The sequence below is a fragment of the Nocardia arthritidis genome, assembly GCF_011801145.1.
Classification (GTDB): Bacteria; Actinomycetota; Actinomycetes; order Mycobacteriales; family Mycobacteriaceae; genus Nocardia; species Nocardia arthritidis_A.
The window spans coordinates 3,157,093-3,177,161 of the sequence record NZ_CP046172.1; the positions used below are offsets into that span (position 1 = coordinate 3,157,093).

Below are 20,069 nucleotides of genomic sequence, written 5' to 3' on the forward strand. Positions count from 1 at the left end.
GTGCTGCTCATTCCGGATTCGGGACGGGGTTCATTCGCTTATCGAATGGTATCGGTTTGCCAATTGTGACGCAGTCGCCTTGGTACGCAACAACAGAGCTTACCGGCCCTTGCCCGAGTTGCCGAAGCTCTGGATCATTGGTGGTGGCGGGTGTCCGGCCACCCGCGAGGCCGGGCGCGGCAACGGATTCCGCCCGTTCCGCACCGCCCGGGGATGAGTCGACCTACCCTTACCCGTATCCTCGACAACGGTCGAATTCACCGGTGGCCGAACGACTTTCGCCAGTTCTCCGGCAGACTCGACGGTAGGTGGCAGTAGCAGGAGAGGGAGTAGACGGTGAGCATCATCTTGACGTCGATCGGGGACACCTTTACGACGCTTGCGCAGATCGGCAACCCGACTCCACAGGCGCCGCCGCTAGCGGACAAGTTGACCCAGATGGTTCGCTACTTCACCTGGTTCGCGATTGCCTCCGGCGCCGTCAGCATCATTTACGCGGGCGGACGGTTCGCCTGGGAGAAGTGGAGCGGCGGCGCGCTGCAATCGCCGAAGATGGTGGCGGGCGCGATGATCGGCGGTGTGGTGGCCACCAGTGCGGGCACCATCATGAATTCGCTGATAGGTAGTTGATCCCGCCCCTGGGCGCTGCGCTGATCTATACTCCCTGATCTTCGAATCGGCTGCTACCAGGGAGAATCGGTGAACGACAACGGTGTCGGCGTTTCGCGCAGGGGGTTCGGGCTGGCTGCGGTATCGATCGCGGGGCTGGTGGCATGCGGCAAATCCTCGGATAATTCGACCGCTGCCACCGGCACCGCCGAGTCCGGCGATCCGCGCTCGATCGCCACCGACGCATACGTTTTCGGATATCCGCTGGTGCTGATGGATGTCACCCGGGCGGCGATGGAATCGGTGGTTCCGGTGAACCGTTTCCAGCACGCGGTGGCGCTGCCGACGCCCGCGCGCCGCGATGTGGTGCGGCTGAATCTGGATACCCTGTATTCGACGGCCTGGCTCGATCTCACGGCCGAACCGATGGTGTTCCAGGTGCCCGCCATGGATCTGGGTCGCTACTGGCTGATGCAGCTGATGGACGCCTGGACGAACACCGTGCACAACCCGAGTAGCGTTCGGCCGCAAGCCAAGTCGCGAACCGACCAGTCGGTCTTTACTTATGCGGTCACCGGTCCGGGATGGTCGGGCACGCTCCCCGCGGGCATTACCCAACTTGCCATGCCGACACCAATGGTCTGGCTCGTGGGCCGGATCCAGGTGAACGGCCCAGGAGATCTGCCCGCCGTGCGCGCCATTCAGGAACAGCTGAAGCTGGTCCCGCTGAGCGCCTGGGTGGCGGGCAAGGAGATGCCGCGGCCCGCCCCCGAGCAACCGTCCGGTCCGGGAACGCCTGCGCCGCAACAGGTCGCGCAACTGACGCCGCGCGCCTTCTTCGACCGGATGTGCGCGCTGCTGACCGCGAACCCGCCCGCCGCCGCCGACGCGCCCGCCATGGCGCGGTTCGCGAAACTCGGTATCCGCGCGGGCGGCGGCCTGACCGGCATCGCCGACGCGGATCTGGCCGCCGTCGTCGATACCGCGCGCCAGCGGATACCGAATTACCGGGATCCCAAGGGCAGGAACGAGAACGGCTGGATCTTCGATCCGAATATCGGCGCGTACGGCACCGACTATCCGCTGCGCGCCCTTGTCGCCTGGACCGGGCTCGGCGCCAACCTGCCGCAGGACGCCGTCTATCCGACCTACAACGGTGTCGCCGACGCCAACGGCGTACCGAACCGCTTCCGGCTGCACTTCCCGCCCGGGCAGACCCCGCCGGTGGACGCGTTCTGGTCGCTCACCGCCTACGACGCCGACAGCTACCTGGTGCCGAATCCGGCGAATATCTACGCCATCGGGCATCAGGTGCCGGTCGTCGCGAATCCGGATGGTTCGCTGGATCTGGTGATCCAGAACGCCGATCCGGGTCCGAGTGTTCCGGCGGGCAACTGGCTGCCCATTCCGGCGGCGGGCCGGTTCTCGCTGACGATGCGGCTGTACGCGCCGAAAGATGCCGTGCTACACGGTAATTGGCAGCCGCCGGGGCTCACTCCCGCGCCCTAGGGCCGGTGTCGAAGTCCCATCCGGCGCCTGCGCGGCCTAGTCGTCGCCGTCCCATGACCAACGCGGCACCGCGCGAAGCGGATGCAGCTCCGCATCGGTTCTGGCATGCGAATTCTGCTGTGCCACTTTGGAACCGAACTCCACATGGGAGCGAACCGCGGTGCGGAAGGCGGCATTGTCGAAAAGGCCCGCCGCCTCGAAGGTCTCCAGGTACAGCTCGACGAAGCGCTCCCGCTGTTCGTCGGTGATGGCCAGGCCGCGGTGCGCCGCGATGAGGTGGTCGAAACCCAGCCGCTCGGTGAATCTGCCGGGGCCGCCGAAGGATTCGGCGGTGAACCAGGTGAGGTGCTCGACGTGGTCCGGCCTGCGCTCGGTGAACAGGGTCTTGAGGATCGGGTCGGTGAGCACCTTCTCGTAGAAGGCCGCCTCCACCCGGTGCAGCGCCGCGTCGCCGCCGACGTGCTCGTAGAGACTGGGCATGGCGTTACCTCCGCGCGGAAGTGGGGCAGTGGCACCTATTAGAAGCCTTTCCAGGTCCGGCGTCCATGGGCGTCCAGGGCAATAGCAGGATCCAGTTGGTAAACGGGTTTTAGTAAATCGTGTTCACGAATCGGCGATCCGTGGTTTGATCTCCTTCTAGAACGTGTTCCACGCAGTGACGTGTGATCCGCGAGGTGGGTTGACACCTGTGCGGATCGTTTAGGAGTTAGCCGTGACCGTGACTACACCGGCACTTCCCGCTGGATTCGACTTCACCGACCCGAACCTGCTCGCGACTCGGCTGCCCGTTCGCGAATTCGCCGAACTGCGCCGCACCGCACCGGTCTGGTGGTGCGCCCAGCCCGACCGCGCGAGCGGCTTCGACGACGGCGGCTACTGGGTGGTGTCGAAACTCGAGCACATCAAAGAGATCTCGAAGAATCCCGAGGTGTTCTCCGCGCAGCGCAACACCGCGATCATCCGGTTCAACGAGGAGACCACCCGCGAACAGATCGACATGCTCGGCAATATGCTGCTGCTCAATCTGGACCCGCCCAAGCACACCAAGATCCGCCGCATCATCTCCAAGGGTTTCACCCCGCGCGCGGTGGAGAGCCTGCGCGCCGCGCTCACCGAACGCGCCGCCCGGATCGTGCACGAGGCCAAGAAATCCGGCAGCGGCGACTTCGTCGAACAGGTCGCCTGCGAGCTGCCGCTGCAGGCCATCGCCGAACTCATCGGGGTGCCGCAGGCCGATCGCAGGAAGATCTTCGACTGGTCGAATCAGATGATCTCCTACGACGATCCGGAATTCGAGGGCGACCATCACGCCGCCACCGCGGAGGTGATGGGATACGCCTGGAATATGGCGGAGCAGCGGCGTCGCTGCCCGGCCGACGATATCGTCACCCAGTTGGTCAACGCGGATATCGATGGTGAGCACCTCGGATCGGACGAGTTCGCGTTCTTCGTCATCCTGCTCTCGGTGGCGGGCAATGAAACCACCCGCAATTCGATCACCCACGGCATGAAGGCCTTCGTCGACCATCCCGAGCAGTGGGAGCTGTACAAGGCGCAGCGGCCGCGCACCGCACCCGACGAAATCGTCCGCTGGGCGACGCCGGTCACCGCCTTCCAGCGCACCGCCACCAGGGATACCGTCATCGGCGGGCAGGCCGTCGCGGCGGGGCAGCGGGTCGGATTGTTCTACAGCTCGGCGAATTTCGACGAGGACGCCTTCGACGATCCGTTCACCTTCGACGTGCTGCGCAATCCGAATCCGCACGTCGGATTCGGCGGCACCGGAACGCACTACTGCGTCGGCGCGAATCTGGCCAGGCTGCAGATCGACCTGATGTTCAACGCCATCGCCGACACCATGCCGAACCTGCGCCAGGTCGCGGATCCGGTGCGGTTGCGGTCGGGTTGGCTCAACGGCATCAAGCGATGGGATGTCGAATACGTTTGAATCGAGTCGTGAACGCCAGACCACGGGGCCGTGCGCCGGTTGTGCGCGAGGCCGATATCCGGCGCGTCGCCCGCGACCTGCTGACCGAACGCGGGCCCGGCGCGGTGACGCTGCGGGCCATCGCCCGTGAACTCGGGGTCACCGCGCCCGCGCTGTACCGGTACTACCGGTCGCTCGACGATCTGATGGAGCGGCTGCGCCGGGAATTCTGCGCCGACCTCGCGGCGGAGCTGTCCGCCGAGATCGCCTGCCTCCCCGAGGACGGCGCGGTGCGATTCTTCGCCATCTGCAAGGGTTTCCGGCGCTGGGCGCTCGCGCACCGCAGGGAGTACACCCTCGTATTCGCCTCACCCGGCGCGGGTGCGGACACCATGCGCCGGTTCGGCGAACCCTTCGGCCTGGTCTTCCTGGCCGCGGCGGGCCGCCTGCTGGCCACCCGCGAGATCATCACGCCGCCAACGGATGTCATACCGCCGGAGCTGCGCGACGACCTGACCCGTTTCCAAACCGAGCTGCTGGCAATGCTTTCCGAATCCGGGCAGAAGTTCCCCGCCGAAAAGCTGGACCTGGGCGTCACATATCTGATGATCCAGATCTGGGCGCGGCTGTACGGGCACGTGACCCTCGAGGTGTTCGGCAATTACCCGATCCCACTGGCGAACCCGGAGATTCTGTTCGACGCGATGCTGGCGGAGTTGGGGCGCGCGGTCGGTTTGTCGGCGGGGTCGGCCGATCCGGTCGAGGGGTAGCAGGCTCGTTCTCGGACCGAGCCGATGTGATCGCGGATCGCCGGGTGGGTCGACGCGGCCGCGGACTTAGCCGGTTCGGTCGTGGGGTTGTGCTGGTTCGGTCGTGGCTCAGCCCGATTCGACCATTCGGCCGTGGCTCAGCCGATTCGGCCGTGGGATTTGCCGATTCGCCGTAATGCTGGTCCGTGCGTCCGTGCGTCCGTGCGTCCGTGCGTCCGTGCGTCCGTGCGTCCGTGCGTCCGTGCGTCCGTGCGTCCGTGCGTCCGTGCGTCCGTGCGTCCGTGCGCCGGTGCGTCCGTGCGCCGGTGCGTCCGTGCGCCGGTGCGTCCGTGCGCCGGTGCGTCCGTGCGCCGGTGCGTCCGTGCCGATGCGGCCGGGTGTGCGGCTATCCGGCTGTGGCTGCGTTGTGCGGGTCCGGAACACGCCGTGGTGACCGAGCGCCGGGTGGTGACGACGGCGGGTGGCTACCCTCTGCTGCATGGGGCGGATCCTGCTCACCACCACCTGCGCCGCAGTCGCGGTGCTGGCGGTTGCGTGCGGCGGCAAAGACTCGGCGGACCGGACCGGGACGCCGACCACGGTCACCGCGGGTTCGTCCACCAGCTCGGCCGGTCCCAGTACCCCTGACGCCGAACTGCCGCTGTGCGGCGATGTCGCGACCCCGCCGGATTCACCGCGGGACTGCAAGCTCACCTCCACCGACAGCGCCGGTGAATCGTTCACGGTGCGCCACACCACCGAGAACGGTCAAGCCACGGTGACCATTCAGGTGATCGGGCGGGACGGCGCGCGTAGGCAGACCATCGTCGAGCACGACAATCGGATCGTCGGCGAACCCGTGCTCCGCGATCTCGACGCCGACGGCCGAGACGAGCTGGTGGTGCCGCTGTCCCAGGGCGTGGTGAACTCCCGCTTCGTCATCTATCACGCCACCGGCGGCGACCCGGAGTTCGTCAACTCGGGGGAGCTGTTCGGTCTCGGCCCGGAACGGACGCCTAGCGGGTATGTCGCGATCGACGCCAGAGACGGTGCGGCGCACTGGGATATCGATTTCGCGACCTTCCAGGGCGCCCAGCTGCGGCGTGTGGTCACCGCACGGGTCGACCTGAGCAAGGACGCCGCCGGAAAGGTCTCGGGCACCTGTACGGTCGCGGACGCGGGTGGTCTCGCCGCCACCGGGCTGACACCGGACGAGGCCACCAAGCGGTTCTGCGCCGAGCCGATGGTGTTGCGGCACCTGCCATCCTGAGTTCTCAAATCCGGGCGCCCTTGGCGCGGTTGCAGGATCGGCACAGGATCTGCAGATTGCTCGCGCTGGTCGCGCCGCCGCGGCTGAGCGGGATGATGTGGTCGAATTCGAGGTAGTGGCCGTCGCCGCATTCGACGCATTTGCCACCGTCGCGTTGCCACACTTCGGCTTTCACCTCCTGCGGGATGCTGCGGGTGTCCAGCTGGCGCGGGGTGAGCACCAGCCGCTTGGCCACCCGCAGCGTGCCCTCCAACGCGGCGGCGACATAGTCGGGGTCACCCACCTCGAAGGTGGCTCCGCCGCGCGCCGAGGTGGCCCCGAGCACAACGGTATTGGCCTCAGCATGTACCGAAACGATTCGGGACCAAGGGATTTCGGTGCCGGTACCGGCCCCGACGAAGCGCAGCTTCTTATTGCTCGCCAGCAGGCGGCCCTCGGTGAACTTCGGTCCGCGGGCCAGCTGCCGGACGTGGACGGCGGGCAGATCCAGGTGCACCTTCTCCTCCGGATCCAGGTGCAGGCCGCGGGTGCGCACCTGCGGCAGCTCGCCGCCGCGCAGCCGGGACAGCGTGCGGCCCCGGTGCATTCGCCTGCGCAGCTCCTCGATCTGCGGCCCGTACAGGCCCAATTCGGCGATCGCGTGCTCGAAGGCGTCCAGCTCCGCCTGTTCGATCTCGCCGTCCGCGAACGCGAAGGTCACCAGGCGCTCCACATAGGTGAGTCCCATGTCGCGCAACGCGTTACGGCCCGCGTCCGCCGAAATCCGCTGGTAGCGCAGCGAGGCCCACAGCTCCGCCCATTCGGGCCCGCGCGCGCCGGAGCCGGTCAGCACCCGCCAGGCGCGGGAATGCCAGTGGGTCAGGAACTCCTCGATCTCCGCAGCGCAGCTCTGACACGGCACGGTTCCGCCGAACAGTTTGCGCCGCAACGGATTACCGCACCTGGCGCAGTTCCCGGGGCGCAGTGGCGGGGGAGTGAACGTCGATCCGGTCCATTCCGTGCCATCCCACCAGCGCAGTCCGGGCCGACCCTCCGGATCCGGATGCCAGTCCGCCAGTTCGGGATTCGGCGGCGGCGCGGGCGGTATCTCGATCGTGCGCCGATCCAGTTCGACCCGCCGGACCGGATCGGTCCGACGGTGTTCGGCATCGCCGTGCCCGCTGGAGCGAGTGTGACCCTCGGCCGGACCGTGGCGCCGGCCGGATGCGGCCGACCCGCTGTCGGCTCGATGGGTGCCGTCGGATCGGTCCTCGGCCGCGCCGAGTCCGTCTGCCGCCGAGCCGGATTCATGGCGCGAGCCCGCCCGCGCGTTCGGCTCGTCGACCCGCACGCCGAATTCGGTGACCAATCCGGCGAGGCCGTTGTCCCAGCCCTGTGCGACGGCACGGAAGCGCCACCCGCCGTCGCGCCGGTAGAACTCGCCGAACACCATCGCCGTCACCGGATCGGGCGCATCGATCTCGAAGGTCAGCGCGGGACCGTCGGCATCGTGCACGGTGACGGCCAAACCCGCGAGATCGCCGAAGGTTCCGTCGTCCACCGAGCCTGCGATGACGATGCGCTCGACATCGGGTTCGGTGCGCGGCAGCGAGACGCTCAGCCGGGCGGTGCGCGGCGCGGGTTCCTGGTCGAGCGTCACCGCCTGCGAGATGTGCCGGGGCGCGTTGTAGAACACCAGATCCCGGTCGGCACGCACCCGGCCCGAACCGTCGAGCAACAGCGCGTTCGCATCGATGACCGGTCCGGACCGCCATGAAACAACCACGGCGAGAAGCGATGTCGGGATCGGTGCGTTGGCGCCTTTGCTGAGTTTCATCGTCCTCGAACTATGCCACGCGCCTCCGACACACCGATCGCGGCGGCGTGTTTGTTCGGCGATCCGTGCGATTACCGGGCGGTGGCCGCGCGATAGGTGGCCGCGGCCTTCAGCACCATCTCGCGGTACTCGTCCTCGGCGTCGGAGTCGAGCACGATGGCGCCGCCCGCGCCGATCCGCCAGCGCCCGGCGTAGCGCACCGCGGTGCGGATGACGATATTGAGGTCGGCGGTGCCGCCGAGCCCGAGGAATCCGATGGTGCCCGAATAGATCCCGCGCGCTTCGGTTTCCAGCTCGTCGATGATCTCCATGGTGCGCAGTTTCGGCGCGCCGGTCATCGAGCCGCCGGGGAAGCAGGCGCGCAGCAGATCGACCGCGTCCACGTCGCGGCGCAGGGTGCCGCGCACCGTCGAAACCAGTTGGTGCATGGTCGCGTACGCCTCGGTGGCCATCAGCTTCGGCACGTGCACGCTGCCGATCCGGCAGACCCGCCCGAGGTCGTTGCGCAGCAGGTCGACGATCATCAGGTTCTCGGCCCTGGTCTTGGGGCTGTCGGCGAGTTCGCGCCGTAGTCGCTCGTCCTCGTCCGGGGTCGCGCCGCGCGGCGCGGTGCCCTTGATCGGTTTGCTCTCCACCGTGCGGGCCCGGTCCACCTTGAGGAAGCGTTCCGGTGACGAGCAGGCGATGTCGAGGTCGGCGAAGCGCAGATACGCCGCGTACGGCGCCGGATTGCAGCGGCGCAGCGCGCGGTAGAAGGTGAGTCCGTCGGCGTCGATATCGGTGACGGCGCTGTCGGAGATGGTGATCTCGTACGATTCGCCCGCCCGTAATCGCCGCTGGCACACCGCGATATCGGTGAGGTAGCGCTGCTTGCCCCGGGTGAGCAGGGCCGCGACCTCCCCGGGATCGGTGACCGCCGCGAGCTCGGGCGGATTCGCCCATGTGGGCAGCGATTCCAGGATCTCCCTGGTGTCGCGCAGCCAATCCGCCCCCGCCCGAACGGCATCCGGCGCCGGTTCGGTGAGGGCCAGCAGATGGGTCCGGCGGGCGACGTGGTCGACGACGACCAACCGGTCCGCGAAGATCCACTGCGCGTCCGGTGTCGGCGCTCGGTGCGCGGCCCGCGCCCCGCAGTCGGCCTTCACCTCGTAGCCGAGGTATCCGACGTATCCGCCCGCGAAATCGAATGGCAGCTCCGGTATTTCGGCGCGCCGCAGCCGCAGTTGCGCACCCAGGTAATCCAGGATGCCGCCCTCGACGGTGCGCCGGTGGCCGTCCGCGGACTCCACCACCACCGCGCCGTCGCCGACCCGGTACCGCACCACCTCCGCGCCAGGGCCACTGGCGTCGCCGAGGAAGGAGAACCGGTCGAGGCCGGGTTCGACGTACTCGCTGTCGAGCCAGAACGCCGTCGGCGAATCCCCGTACAGCCGAACGAAAGCCGCCTCGGAATCGACGGCCCGCTCGATCACCTCGTGGCCGACGATCCACGGTCGCTCGAATCGCGCACTGTCGCGGGCGGTTTCGACCGGACGCCGGGCAGGCGCGCCCAGCACCGCGTAGCTTTCCTGCCGCGTGGCCCGGTTCGGCTGCGCCGCGGTGAGTTTCGCGAAGTTCCGGAACAGTGCCGCACCGTATTCACTGGCGACGGATTCGGGATGGAACTGCACCCCCCACTGCGGCCGGTGCCGGTGCCGCACGCCCATGATCACCCCGTCGGCCGCCTCGGCGGTTATCTCCAGGCAGTCCGGCAGCGGGCGCAGCGCGGCCAGCGAGTGGTAGCGCACCACGGTGAAATCCTGTGGCAGCCCCTCGAACAGATCGATTCCGTCGTGCTCGACCGTCTCCAGATATCCGTGCCGCGGCACCGGCGCGGGACCGACCCGGCCGCCCGCGGCGACCACGATGCCCTGATGCCCCAGGCATACCCCGAGCAACGGCAGCTCGGACTCCCGGATCACCGCCGCGGAGATCCCGATATCGCGCCGCACGTCCGGCCGCCCGGGACCCGGTGAGATCACCACATTGTCGAACCGCGCCAGCTCCAACCGCTCGACCGAGCCCGCCTCGTCATTGCGCACCACGGTCGGCTCGACGCCGTTCACCTCGCTGATCAGCTGATACAGGTTGTAGGTGAACGAGTCGTAATTGTCGATGAGCAACGTGCGCATGGTGCCCGCAGCGTACGCCCAGGCCCGTGCCGGAAACTGTGGTCACCTGACATCAGTTTACGGAGGCGGTGGTGCAGAATGTTGGGCATGTCTACTTCGCAACCGGTCGACGTCGACCAGGCCGTCGTCGATTTCGCCGCCGTCGGTCGGTGGATGGATGAGCAGGGCCTGCCAGCGGGCGAATTCGAGCGGGTGGTCGCGCTCGGCGGCGGCACCCAGAACGTCATGTTGCGCTTCACCAGGGGCGGCCGCGACTATGTGCTGCGTCGCGGCCCGAAACATCTGCGCGCCAAGAGCAATGACGTCATCGGACGCGAGGCCAAGGTGCTCGGGGCGCTCACCGGAACCGATGTGCTCGCGCCGCGGGTGATCGCGGCCTGCCTCGACGAATCGGTCATCGGCGCGGTCTTCTACCTGATGGAACCCATCAACGGCTTCAACCCGCAGAACGAACTGCCCGAGTTGTACGCGTCGGATCCGGAGGCGCGCAGGCAGATGGGTCTGTCCGCGGTCGAGGCCATCGCCCGGCTCGGCGCGGTCGACTACACCGCCATCGGCCTCGCCGATTTCGGTAAGCCGGAGGGTTTCCTGGAACGTCAGGTCCCGCGCTGGCTCGGTGAGCTGGAGTCGTACTCCGCCAACGCCGGATATCCGGGCCCGGAGATTCCCGGCGTGCAACGGGTCGGCGAATGGCTCGATCGCAACCGGCCCGCCACGTGGACGCCCGGCATCCTGCACGGCGACTGCCATCTGGCCAACATCCTCTTCTCCTATGACGAGCCGAAGGTGCTCGCGCTGGTCGACTGGGAGATGTCGACGATCGGCGATCCGCTGCTCGACCTCGGCTGGCAGATCGCGACCCGGCCGGAACCAGGCACCACCGGATCCGCGCTGATCGGCACGCTCGGCCCGGCGGGCGGGCTGCCGACGCCCGCGGAGATGGTCGCGCACTACGGCAAGTTCTCCGATCGCGATCTCAGCTCGATCACCTGGTACACCGTGCTCGCCTGCTTCAAGCTCGGAATCGTCTTGGAGGGCACGCACGCTCGCGCGTTCGCGGGCAAGGCGCCCAAGCAGGTCGGCGATTTCCTGCACGCGATCACCTTGGAGCTCTTCGAGCAGGCCCATCGTCTGATGGAGTGACCGGATCTCGCCGAATTCTGGCGTGATATCTATCGCCGATCAAATGCTGCCACGGATATCTTCGGCGGCATGCCGATCGTTCCCGATACGAAGAACTGGACCTGGGTACTCGAACGGGCCTGTCCCGAATGCGGTTTCGACGCGGGCGCCACCGCGTACGAGGCCGTGCCCGAGCTGACCCGCGATGTCGCGCGCCGCTTCGCGACGGTGCTGCGTCGTCCCGACGCCGCCGTGCGCCCCGACGAATCCACTTGGTCGGCCCTGGAATACGGCGCGCACGTGCGTGACGTGTGCCGTCTCTTCGATCAACGACTCGGTTTGATGCTGGCGGGCACCCCGGGCGGCGCGGTCCCGAAGTTCGCGAACTGGGATCAGGACGAGACCGCGATCGCCGACGGCTACGCCACCCAGGATCCGGCCGCGGTGTCGGCCGATTTGTCCGCAGCCGCCGAAATCGTCGCGCACAGCTTCGAGTCCGTGCCCGCCGCCGAGCGTGCCAAGCAGGGCGCCCGCAGCGATGGCGCGACTTTCACGGTGGACTCCTTCGCCCGCTACTTCATCCACGACCTGGTGCATCACGCATACGACGTCAAAGGATGAGGTTTCTGGAACGCGTTCAAGTCGGTAGGTGAGTGGTACGGACGAATTTTCGACGCAGTACTAGAACGCGTTCCACTTTTCTCGTAGTGTGGGTGCAGTCACATATAAGCACGTGCATGCGAGAGGGCCGACGGGAATGAAGACGAAGGGCGCGATCCTGTGGGGGATCGATCAGGAATGGTCGGTCGAGGAGATCGAGGTCGGTGATCCGGTCGCGGGCGAGGTGCAGATCCAGTTGGAGACCGCCGGAATGTGCCACTCCGACCACCACATCGTGACAGGTGCGACCCCGATGCCCGCCTTCCCGGTGATGGGAGGCCACGAGGGCGCGGGCGTGATCACCAAACTCGGCCCGAACGTGCCGTCGGACCTACAGGTCGGCGATCATGTGGTGCTGTCGTTCATACCCGCCTGCGGACGCTGCCCGGCCTGCGTCGCCGGGCATATGGCGCTGTGCGATCTGGGGATGGGGCTGCTGTCCGGCCTCGCCGTCAGCGACGGCACCTACCGGATCCAGGCGCGCGGCCAGAACGTCATCCCGATGTGCCTGCTCGGCACCTTCTCGCCCTATATGACCGTGCACCACACCTCCGTCGTGAAGATCGACCCCACCGTCCCGTTCGAGGTGGCCTGCCTCGTCGGCTGCGGCGTCCCAACGGGTTTCGGCTCGTCGACGCATGTGGCGAATGTGATGCCCGGCGATACCGTCGTCGTCGCGGGCATCGGCGGCGTCGGGATGAGCGCGCTGCAGGGCGCGGTACTGTCCGGCGCGGAGAAGGTCGTCGCGATCGATCCGAATCCGTGGAAACTCGAGCAGGCGCAGAAATTCGGTGCGACCCACACCTATCCGTCGATGGCCGAGGCGATCGTGCCGCTGATGGACGCCACCGAGGGCCGGATGGCGGAGAAGGTCATCCTCACCATGGGTGAGATGCACGGCGATTACATCGAGGAGGGCCTGCTGCTCACCGCCAAGGCGGGCACCCTCGTCGTCACCTCGATGGGCCGGATGGACGCCTTCGACGTGAAGATGAACAGCTTCCTGCTCTCGATGCTGCAGAAGACCGTCAAGGGCTGTATCTTCGGCGGCGGCAATGCGCGCCTTGACATTCCGCGCCTGCTGCGCATGTACAAGGCGGGCCAGCTGAACCTCGACGATATGGTCACCCGCTCCTACCGCCTGGAGGACATCAACCAGGGCTACCGGGACATGCTGGACGGCAAGAACATTCGCGGCATCATCAAGTACACCGACGCCGACCGGGCCTGACGCCCCGGCCGCTGCACGCCGAATCGGCGCGCTCGTAGGTGGTTGCGCCGCTACGACGTGCGGAATCGCCCGAGGTGGGCGAGTGGTGCGTTGCCATGCGGCGTCGCGTGTCGCACGACACGGAACGGTGCCGCACTCCGTCTTCGAACCTCACACTTGCTGTTTCGTGTGTGCGGTTCGAAGACGGGGTGCGGCACCGAATTATCTACTGACTCAAAGGTAGACGCGAGAAGCGAGCCGTTCACCGCAGCCGGCTCCCGCCACGCGTCGGCGTCGGGTCAGTTGGCCCGCAGGTGTGCGGCGCTGCTGCCGGTGATGTTCAGGTCGACGCACGAGTAGAAGGCGTTCGCGGTATCGGCGATGTTCCAGATGCCGATCAGCTTCTGCCGTCCGGTGAAGTTGCCGAGATCCACGGTGTGGGTGACGGTTTCGGGGGGCTGACTGTCGTTGCCGTCCTCGACGGCGACGCGGGTGTCGCCGATCCAGTACTCCCAGTTCAGCGTCCGGTGCCGGGCGGTGAAGGTCCAGGTGAAGGTTATCGAGTTGCCGGTCTGGTAGACCTGCCAGGGTTTGCTGTCGTCGTCCAGGTCGGCCCAGCGTGGATCGCCCGCGCTGCAGTTGAGTTGCCCTTTCGGTCCCTCGACGCTCTGTGGCTCCCATTTGATTGGGCCGCAAGGCAATTGGTCTCGAGCGCACTGGGCCTGACGGCTCGCGGGCGAGGAGATGTAGCCGTGCGCGCTCGCCGTTGCGGCGGGCAGGATGGCGACGATGAAGGGGGCGATACCGACGGCACCGACTAAGGACAGGATGCGGTGACGAAACATGTTCTATTCCTGAGATTGCTCGTATATCCGTTCCGGGACCGGCCCTGGGTTAATTGGAATCTGAACAATAAATCGCCGTCGCCGAGCCGGTCGAGCCTCCCAGGAGTGGGGAGGCTCGACTGGGGAGCGCGCAGGTGACGGCCCATGGCGGCGCCTCGGCCACGGATGCGTTGGGGCCGAGGCGGATTCCGCAAACGACCGGCACCTGGCTAATTACGACCATTCGGCCCGTTATCGTTGCCGCTCCATCTTCCATGTGAAACGATTGCGGTTCGTGCTGGACAATCACCGCCGACCCGGTACAGCGTCGTGCCCAATCATCTCCGCTTGATGCGGCGCTCGGATCGGCGTGGATTTGCTACGGAATCGGCTTCGCTGGCAGGGGAGTACCGCCGTGAGTGAACACACGTTGAACACGGATGACGACACGAGAGCGGGAGTTGTCGACATCGTCGTCGAAATCCCGATCGAGGCAATCGACAATGGAGGCGCGCTTCGGGTACGCGCCGAGAACTGTGCACACACGCGGGTGCTCGCCAATACCGAAACTGAGCTGCCACCGATCTTGGTGCACCGCGGCACCATGCAGCTCATCGACGGTGCCCATCGACTACAGGCGGCTAAATCGAAGGGCGCCAGGGTAATCCGGGCCCGGTTCTTCGACGGCACCGAACAGGAGGCGTTCGTGCTCGCGGTGCGGGCCAATATCGCCCACGGCATGCCGCTGACCACGGTGGATCGAAAGGCCGCCGCGCTGCGCATCATGCGCATGTATCCGCTGTGGTCGGACCGCAAGATCGCCGAGGTCACCGGATTGGACCACAAAACCGTCGGCGCGGTGCGCAGACAGTCCGCTGGGGACGTTCCCCAGACCGGACACCGGCTCGGCCGCGACGGCCGGATGCGCCGGGTGCGCGGCACCGCGGATCGTAAGGGCTGCAAGACAACTCGAAAACGCACCGGGGTGCCGCAACCAGCGCCGGAGCCGGAGCCGCTGCCCGCGCAGCCGGTGTGTTCCGCGGCGCTGCTGCAGAGCCTGCGCCGCGATCCGTCGCTGCGGCTCACCGAGACCGGCCGAATGCTGTTGCGCTGGCTGGACGCCAGTCCGCGCACGCCGACGCAGTCGGTGGACCTCGCCGACCGGATCCCGGAGCACTGTCTGAACGTCATCCTCGATATGGCCAGGCAGAACGCGGCCAACTGGCAGGGTTTCGCGGCCCGGATAGGTGACCGTTTGCAATCCAGGACCCGGAAAGGACCGCCGTCGGAATACGTGGCATAGCCGTCGAATTCGGATTTCTGCGCAGAGTGCGCAGAATCCGGGCGATCCCGGACGTCGCGAGTTGGCAATCGGGAACGGCGGTACCGTATTTCTCGGGTGCGCCGCTCGGCGTAGACCACGCTATGGTCTGCGCCGAGGGCGGGCTCGTCGGCAACTGCCCGACCTTTCATTATCGCACGGCTCCGGAATCGCAATACTGCATTCGCCGGAATCGCAAAGCATTTGGTGCCGAACCTATTCGGCGTAAATGCGGGTTTCGTTTCGGCAATTGAATTCTCGGCCGTCGCCGAGATGATTAGGATTCGCTCGGGCAAATCTCCGCGCACACCCCCGTCCCCACTAATCCCCACTCGAAAGTAACGGCCCGAGTGTGGTTCTACTTGGGCATGAATTCCGCACATCGAAGGGCATCTCGCTATACCGCGGCAGCGGTATCCGCGGTGCTGGCATCGTTTTTCGTGACCAGCTCCGCGATCGCGCAGCCGCCGACGACACCGACAACTCCACCGAGCTCACCGTCCGCGCCGGCCACGCCGACGACACCGGCCGCCCCGACGAAACCGACGACACCGGCCGCCCCGTCCACCTCCGCCCCCAAACCGCCCGCGCCGCGTCCGGTGCCACCGAGCAGCTCGACCCGGCCGTCCATTCCGGTGGTGCCCGCAACGCCGACCACTCCGTCCGTGCCGCAACCGATTCCGCCGAAGCCGCCCACCGGCTCGTACACCGGCTCCGAATTGGGCGCCGTGCCAAAGGATGTGCTGAAGGACCCGCAGGGCAGCGTCACCCAGGTGACGCCGAAGCAACCGCTGCCCGCGCCACCGGGTATCGCCACCGAACCGTCCGCCGCGGCGCAGGCGCAGGCCGACGGCGTCAAGAAGGTATTCGGTGACGTGCCAGGCGAACTCGTCGTCGACAAGGTGCTTCCGGTCGGCGACGGCTCCACCGTCCGGCTGCGGCAGGAAATCGATGGCATCCCGGTCTTCGGCGCCGCCGCCTCGGAGTCGCTGGCCGCCGACGGCTCGCTGCTCTCGGTGACCGGTGCGCTGGCGACCAAGTCGCAGGGCAGCTACCCGGCCGACGCGGCGACCCCGCCCGACGAGGTGGGCGCCACCGCGCTGCAGGCGCTCGTCGACCAGACCAAGGTATCGGCCGACAAGTTCTCCGTCGTCGAGACGAAGGCCAACTGGTACGCCCCGAAGCTGGCCGCCCTGCACGATGCGGCGAGCGTCGCGGTTCCCGCGTACAAGGTCGATATCAAGGGCGACGGCAAGAAGGGCGAGGAGCCGGGGCGGTGGATCGTCTTCGTCGACGCCAACGACACCGGCAAGGTGCTCGACAGTTGGAGCAACACAGAGCATCTCAACCGTGTGATCTGCGATGCGGCCGAGGCGCAGGTCGACCTGAATGGTGCGACCGACCCGACCATGTGCGGCACCCCCGACGGATTCCAGGCCACCAGGACCGAGGGGCAGGACCCGTCCGGCATCGATGATGTCGACGCCGTCTACAACTGGTTCGGCACGACGGAGAACTTCTACGCGACGTACACGCCGTTGAAAAGCCTGACCGACCTCATCGGCAGCGATACCGGTGACGGCAACGGAAGGGCGTTGCGCGGCACCGTTCGCATCTGCTCGCTCGATCAGTGCCCGTACCCGAACGCCTTCTGGAACGAGGGCCATATGGCCTACGGCGAGGGCGTCACCACCGAGGACATCACCGGCCACGAGCTCACCCACGGCGTGACCGAGAAGCTCAACGGCCTGATCTACCGCGACGATTCGGGGGCGATCAACGAGTCGATGTCGGATGTCTTCGGCGAGTTCACCTTCCTGACCGATACGGCCAACCCGTGCAACACCGATGCCAACCGGTGGCAGCTCGGCGCATGCAGCTCCCTCGGCGTGATCCGCGATATGCGCGACCCGCACGCACATCAGCAGCCCGACACCTACCAGGGCCAGTACTGGTACACCGACACCAGCAACCAGTCGCGGCTGGTCCACATCAACAGCGGTGTCGGCAACAAGGCGGCCGAGCTGATGGTGGACGGCGGCACGCTGAACGGCACCTCGGTCACCGGTATCGGCATTCCGAAGACGGCCGCGCTGTACTACACGACGCAGACGCTGCTGACCCCGAACGCCACCTACGGAACGCTGGGTAGCACGCTGCGTCAGGCGTGCAGCACCAACGTGCAGAACCATGTCGCCGGAACGACGGCCGAAGACTGCGTCCAGGTGGGTAATGCCGTGAAGGCCGTTGCCATGCCGAGTCTTCAGGTCAACACGTGAGCAGTTCGGCGTCGATCACGGATCGGGCGTTTCCCGCCGCCACCTCGGGCACGGAAACGTCCGATCTCGTCGCGTAATCACCCGTAATCCCTTGTGAGGTCCCCGATGTCAGCCAAGTCCACCCGATATCTGGTCACCACGATGACGGCCGTCGGCGTCGCCGCGGGCCTCGCCGCCGCGCCGGCCCCCGCACATGCGGGAACCGCCGGCTGCGCAACAACTTTCAACCTGTTCATCCCCGGCACCTGGGAGACCGACGAACACGCCGATCCCACCCGGCCCACCGGGATGCTCGGGCCGATCGCCGAGGCGCTCCAGCGCGCGCACGGCACCGACTCCGACATCTACTTCACCCCGTACATGGCGCGCGCCTTCGACAACGGCCATACGTATGCCGACAGCAAGTCCACCGCGCTGAGCAATGCGCGGACCGCGCTGCGTAACTACGAAACGCGGTGCCCAGCGGCGAGATTCACCATCACCGGATACAGTCAGGGCGCCGATGCGGCGGGTGATCTCGCCGCCGATATCGGCAACGGCCGCGGCCCGGTATCCGCCGACCGGGTGATCGCGGTGGGGCTGCTCGCCGATCCGGGCGCGGGGACCAACGGCGAATCGGAGGTCGGGCCGCGTTCGTCCGGCACCGGCATCGCCGATCCGCGGGCCGAGGGTATGGGCAAACTGTCCGGGCGGGTGGTCTCGATCTGCGATCCCGGTGACCTGTACTGCTCGATCGAGAAGGGCGACAACCCGTTTCTGGGATTGCTGGGTTCGGTGCTCAGCAAGACCCGCGCCGACGGCTCTCGCTTGGCGAGCGCGCTGACCTCGGATTTCTCCAAGGCCGATCTGCCCGGTCTGGTCGCGGCCCTCAATGATCTGACCGCGGCCCTCGACGCGCGCGACGGTCTCGATCTGACTCGGATACGAAGCAGCGCAGGGAAATTGGCGGGCACCATCGATCCGCTCGCGGATCTGCTCGGCTCCGGCGCGGTGAATCAGGCCGCCACCGCGCGGCTCGACGCGGCACCGGCCGGGTCGCCGGAGAACAGCGCGGGCCAGGTGCTCGCGGGCGCCGCGCAGTCCGATCTGACCGACGCCGCGTCGGCGCTGCGGTCGATCACCGCTACCGCCGACCGGCTGCTGAACGGCGGAACCGCAACGTTGCCAATGGATTCGCCCGACGCCACCGCATTGAACAGCGCGATCGATGCGCTGAGCGGCCAGCTCGCGCCGCTCACCGCGACGCCACCCGACGTGCTCGGCTCGGCGTCCGGAATCCTCCCGACGCTCAAGACCAGCGCGTTCGTCGATCAGACCCTGGATGCCGTATCCGCGGTGTCGACAATGGATTTCGCCGGAATCGGGTCGGATATCGCCCTGCTGGTGCAGCAGGTGGCGACGGGAGATGCGCAGAGCGCCAGCCAAACCGCCACCGATCTGAACAATCGGTTCCAGCCCTTGCTGAAGGGATCCGTCGACTTCGACTGGATTTCGAAAATGCTGTCGGCGGCGCCCGATACCCGCGGCTACGCGAGCTCGATCGCGCGGCTGACCGCCATTCTGTCCAAGGTCGATTTCAGCAAGCTGGCCAAGATCGTCGGCCAGATCCAGGATGTCGCCACCTCGGTGGTCGCGAAGCTGGCCCCGCCGCCGGGACAGCGGCCCGATGCCGACGGTGCGGCCGCGGCATTGGCCGGGCTGAAACCGGTGGGCCGCGATCTGGCCGCGATGTTGCAGCAGGTGGACACCCAGACTCTGGCCGACGCGCTCGGTGGCCTACTCGCATACGGCGCAGTGGATTTCGGCGCGCTGATCGGTGACGGGTTGAGCGCCGCGACCTTCGTCACCTCGGGAGCCCATATCAACTACAACTCGCTCGTCGTCGACGACACCGGCCGCACCGCCATCCAGTGGCTCGGCGATTGGTTGAACGGGCAGATCGGCTGAGACGCGGCGGGCTCCGTCGCGACGGATCAGCCGACGTCGCGGCGGAGCCAGGTCACCTCGGCGCCGGATTCGTAACCGTAGCGGTAGATTTCGAGGTCCTCGTCCCACGGGGTGCCGATGGCGCGGTCGATTTCGGCGGCCAGGTCGTAGCCGGAGTAGCGGCCGAGTTCGCGGGCGGCCTGCAGCATGGCGCGCAGCCGCATCTCGCCGAGGATGACATCGCCGTTGGCGCTGGTCGAACCGTGCCACAGCCCGAGTCCGGGTACGAAGGTGTAGCGTTCGCCGTCCACGCCGTCGCTCGGCTCCTCGGTGACCTCGAAACGCAGTACGGGCCAGGACCGCAGCGCCTGGGCGATGCGCGATGCGGTGCCGACGGGACCGATCCATTCGCTGGTCGCGCGTAGCTGGCCGTCGGCGGGTTGCGCGGTCCAGCGCAGTTTGGCGGGTGCGCTCAGGGCGGAGGCCAGCGCCCACTCGACGTGCGGGCACAGCGCGGCGGGCGACGAGTGGATGTAGACCACACCCGCCGTCGCGTCCGCGAACTGACTCGATGCGCGCACCACTAACACCTCCAGCTTCGACGAGGACCGTCTTCCCCAACGACCCGTCGTACTGGCTGTGGCCCGAGTGTACTGGAGTGTCCGAAGTTACACGT

The 20,069-nt window shown here is 67.1% G+C and carries 17 protein-coding genes; 11 read left to right on the forward strand and 6 right to left on the reverse strand.

Annotated elements, in window-relative coordinates; genetic code table 11:
* Window positions 1-336 precede the first annotated feature (336 nt).
* Both F5544_RS14030 and F5544_RS14035 read left to right on the forward strand, forming a co-directional pair.
* Window positions 337-630 carry a hypothetical protein gene (locus tag F5544_RS14030; RefSeq protein ID WP_167473605.1) on the forward strand — a complete coding sequence of 98 codons (294 nt, stop codon included), beginning with the start codon at window positions 337-339 and terminating at the stop codon, window positions 628-630.
* 69 nt (window positions 631-699) lie between these two features.
* On the forward strand, window positions 700-2,118 hold the full coding sequence (locus F5544_RS14035) for a DUF1254 domain-containing protein (RefSeq protein WP_167473606.1): 1,419 nt from the start codon (window positions 700-702) through the stop codon (window positions 2,116-2,118).
* A gap of 36 nt (window positions 2,119-2,154) precedes the next feature.
* Here the strand turns inward: F5544_RS14035 and F5544_RS14040 are convergent, their stop codons facing one another.
* The gene (locus tag F5544_RS14040; protein WP_167473607.1) at window positions 2,155-2,598 is read right to left on the reverse strand and encodes a group II truncated hemoglobin; all 444 of its coding nucleotides are present in this window, start codon (window positions 2,596-2,598) and stop codon (window positions 2,155-2,157) included.
* A 238-nt stretch (window positions 2,599-2,836) separates the two neighbouring features.
* Between F5544_RS14040 and F5544_RS14045 the strand changes: the two genes are divergently transcribed.
* The 3 genes from F5544_RS14045 to F5544_RS14055 all read left to right on the forward strand — a co-directional run bounded on the left by F5544_RS14045 (window position 2,837) and on the right by F5544_RS14055 (window position 6,064).
* Window positions 2,837-4,066, forward strand: coding sequence for a cytochrome P450 (locus tag F5544_RS14045; RefSeq protein WP_167479184.1), 1,230 nt, complete (start codon window positions 2,837-2,839; stop codon window positions 4,064-4,066).
* Window positions 4,067-4,074: 8 nt separating this feature from the next.
* Window positions 4,075-4,815: a TetR/AcrR family transcriptional regulator gene (locus F5544_RS14050; RefSeq protein ID WP_238847238.1), complete on the forward strand. Its 741-nt coding sequence runs from the start codon at window positions 4,075-4,077 to the stop codon at window positions 4,813-4,815.
* Between the two features lie 478 nt (window positions 4,816-5,293).
* Complete coding sequence (locus tag F5544_RS14055; RefSeq protein ID WP_167473609.1) at window positions 5,294-6,064, forward strand: hypothetical protein; 771 nt, start codon at window positions 5,294-5,296, stop codon at window positions 6,062-6,064.
* A gap of 4 nt (window positions 6,065-6,068) precedes the next feature.
* Here the strand turns inward: F5544_RS14055 and F5544_RS14060 are convergent, their stop codons facing one another.
* Window positions 6,069-7,880 (reverse strand): TerD family protein, encoded by a 1,812-nt coding sequence (locus F5544_RS14060; RefSeq protein ID WP_167473610.1) that lies wholly within the window; start codon window positions 7,878-7,880, stop codon window positions 6,069-6,071.
* A 71-nt stretch (window positions 7,881-7,951) separates the two neighbouring features.
* Window positions 7,952-10,051 carry an aminodeoxychorismate synthase component I gene (pabB, locus tag F5544_RS14065; protein ID WP_167473611.1) on the reverse strand — a complete coding sequence of 700 codons (2,100 nt, stop codon included), beginning with the start codon at window positions 10,049-10,051 and terminating at the stop codon, window positions 7,952-7,954.
* Window positions 10,052-10,129: 78 nt separating this feature from the next.
* Between pabB and F5544_RS14070 the strand changes: the two genes are divergently transcribed.
* The 3 genes from F5544_RS14070 to F5544_RS14080 all read left to right on the forward strand — a co-directional run bounded on the left by F5544_RS14070 (window position 10,130) and on the right by F5544_RS14080 (window position 13,064).
* Window positions 10,130-11,194, forward strand: a complete 1,065-nt coding sequence (locus F5544_RS14070) for a phosphotransferase family protein (RefSeq protein ID WP_167473612.1) — start codon at window positions 10,130-10,132, stop codon at window positions 11,192-11,194.
* 69 nt (window positions 11,195-11,263) lie between these two features.
* Window positions 11,264-11,794, forward strand: a complete 531-nt coding sequence (locus F5544_RS14075) for a DinB family protein (protein WP_167473613.1) — start codon at window positions 11,264-11,266, stop codon at window positions 11,792-11,794.
* A gap of 136 nt (window positions 11,795-11,930) precedes the next feature.
* Window positions 11,931-13,064, forward strand: coding sequence for an NDMA-dependent alcohol dehydrogenase (locus F5544_RS14080; RefSeq protein ID WP_167473614.1), 1,134 nt, complete (start codon window positions 11,931-11,933; stop codon window positions 13,062-13,064).
* Window positions 13,065-13,342: 278 nt separating this feature from the next.
* On the opposite strand, the gene F5544_RS14085 is transcribed toward F5544_RS14080, so the two are convergent.
* The gene (locus F5544_RS14085; RefSeq protein ID WP_167473615.1) at window positions 13,343-13,888 is read right to left on the reverse strand and encodes a lytic polysaccharide monooxygenase auxiliary activity family 9 protein; all 546 of its coding nucleotides are present in this window, start codon (window positions 13,886-13,888) and stop codon (window positions 13,343-13,345) included.
* A gap of 394 nt (window positions 13,889-14,282) precedes the next feature.
* Between F5544_RS14085 and F5544_RS14090 the strand changes: the two genes are divergently transcribed.
* Window positions 14,283-15,170: a ParB/RepB/Spo0J family partition protein gene (locus tag F5544_RS14090; protein ID WP_167473616.1), complete on the forward strand. Its 888-nt coding sequence runs from the start codon at window positions 14,283-14,285 to the stop codon at window positions 15,168-15,170.
* Window positions 15,171-15,585: 415 nt separating this feature from the next.
* Here the strand turns inward: F5544_RS14090 and F5544_RS14095 are convergent, their stop codons facing one another.
* Window positions 15,586-15,897 (reverse strand): hypothetical protein, encoded by a 312-nt coding sequence (locus F5544_RS14095; RefSeq protein ID WP_167473617.1) that lies wholly within the window; start codon window positions 15,895-15,897, stop codon window positions 15,586-15,588.
* Window positions 15,898-15,928: 31 nt separating this feature from the next.
* Here F5544_RS14095 and F5544_RS14100 point away from each other — a divergent pair, with 31 nt between their 5' ends.
* Window positions 15,929-17,467, forward strand: a complete 1,539-nt coding sequence (locus F5544_RS14100; RefSeq protein WP_167473618.1) for a M4 family metallopeptidase — start codon at window positions 15,929-15,931, stop codon at window positions 17,465-17,467.
* Between the two features lie 105 nt (window positions 17,468-17,572).
* Window positions 17,573-19,414: a cutinase family protein gene (locus tag F5544_RS14105; RefSeq protein WP_167473619.1), complete on the forward strand. Its 1,842-nt coding sequence runs from the start codon at window positions 17,573-17,575 to the stop codon at window positions 19,412-19,414.
* Window positions 19,415-19,440: 26 nt separating this feature from the next.
* Here F5544_RS14105 and F5544_RS14110 read toward each other — a convergent pair whose 3' ends face one another.
* Window positions 19,441-19,974, reverse strand: a complete 534-nt coding sequence (locus tag F5544_RS14110) for a DUF3145 domain-containing protein (protein WP_167473620.1) — start codon at window positions 19,972-19,974, stop codon at window positions 19,441-19,443.
* Between the last annotated feature and the right edge of the window lie 95 nt (window positions 19,975-20,069).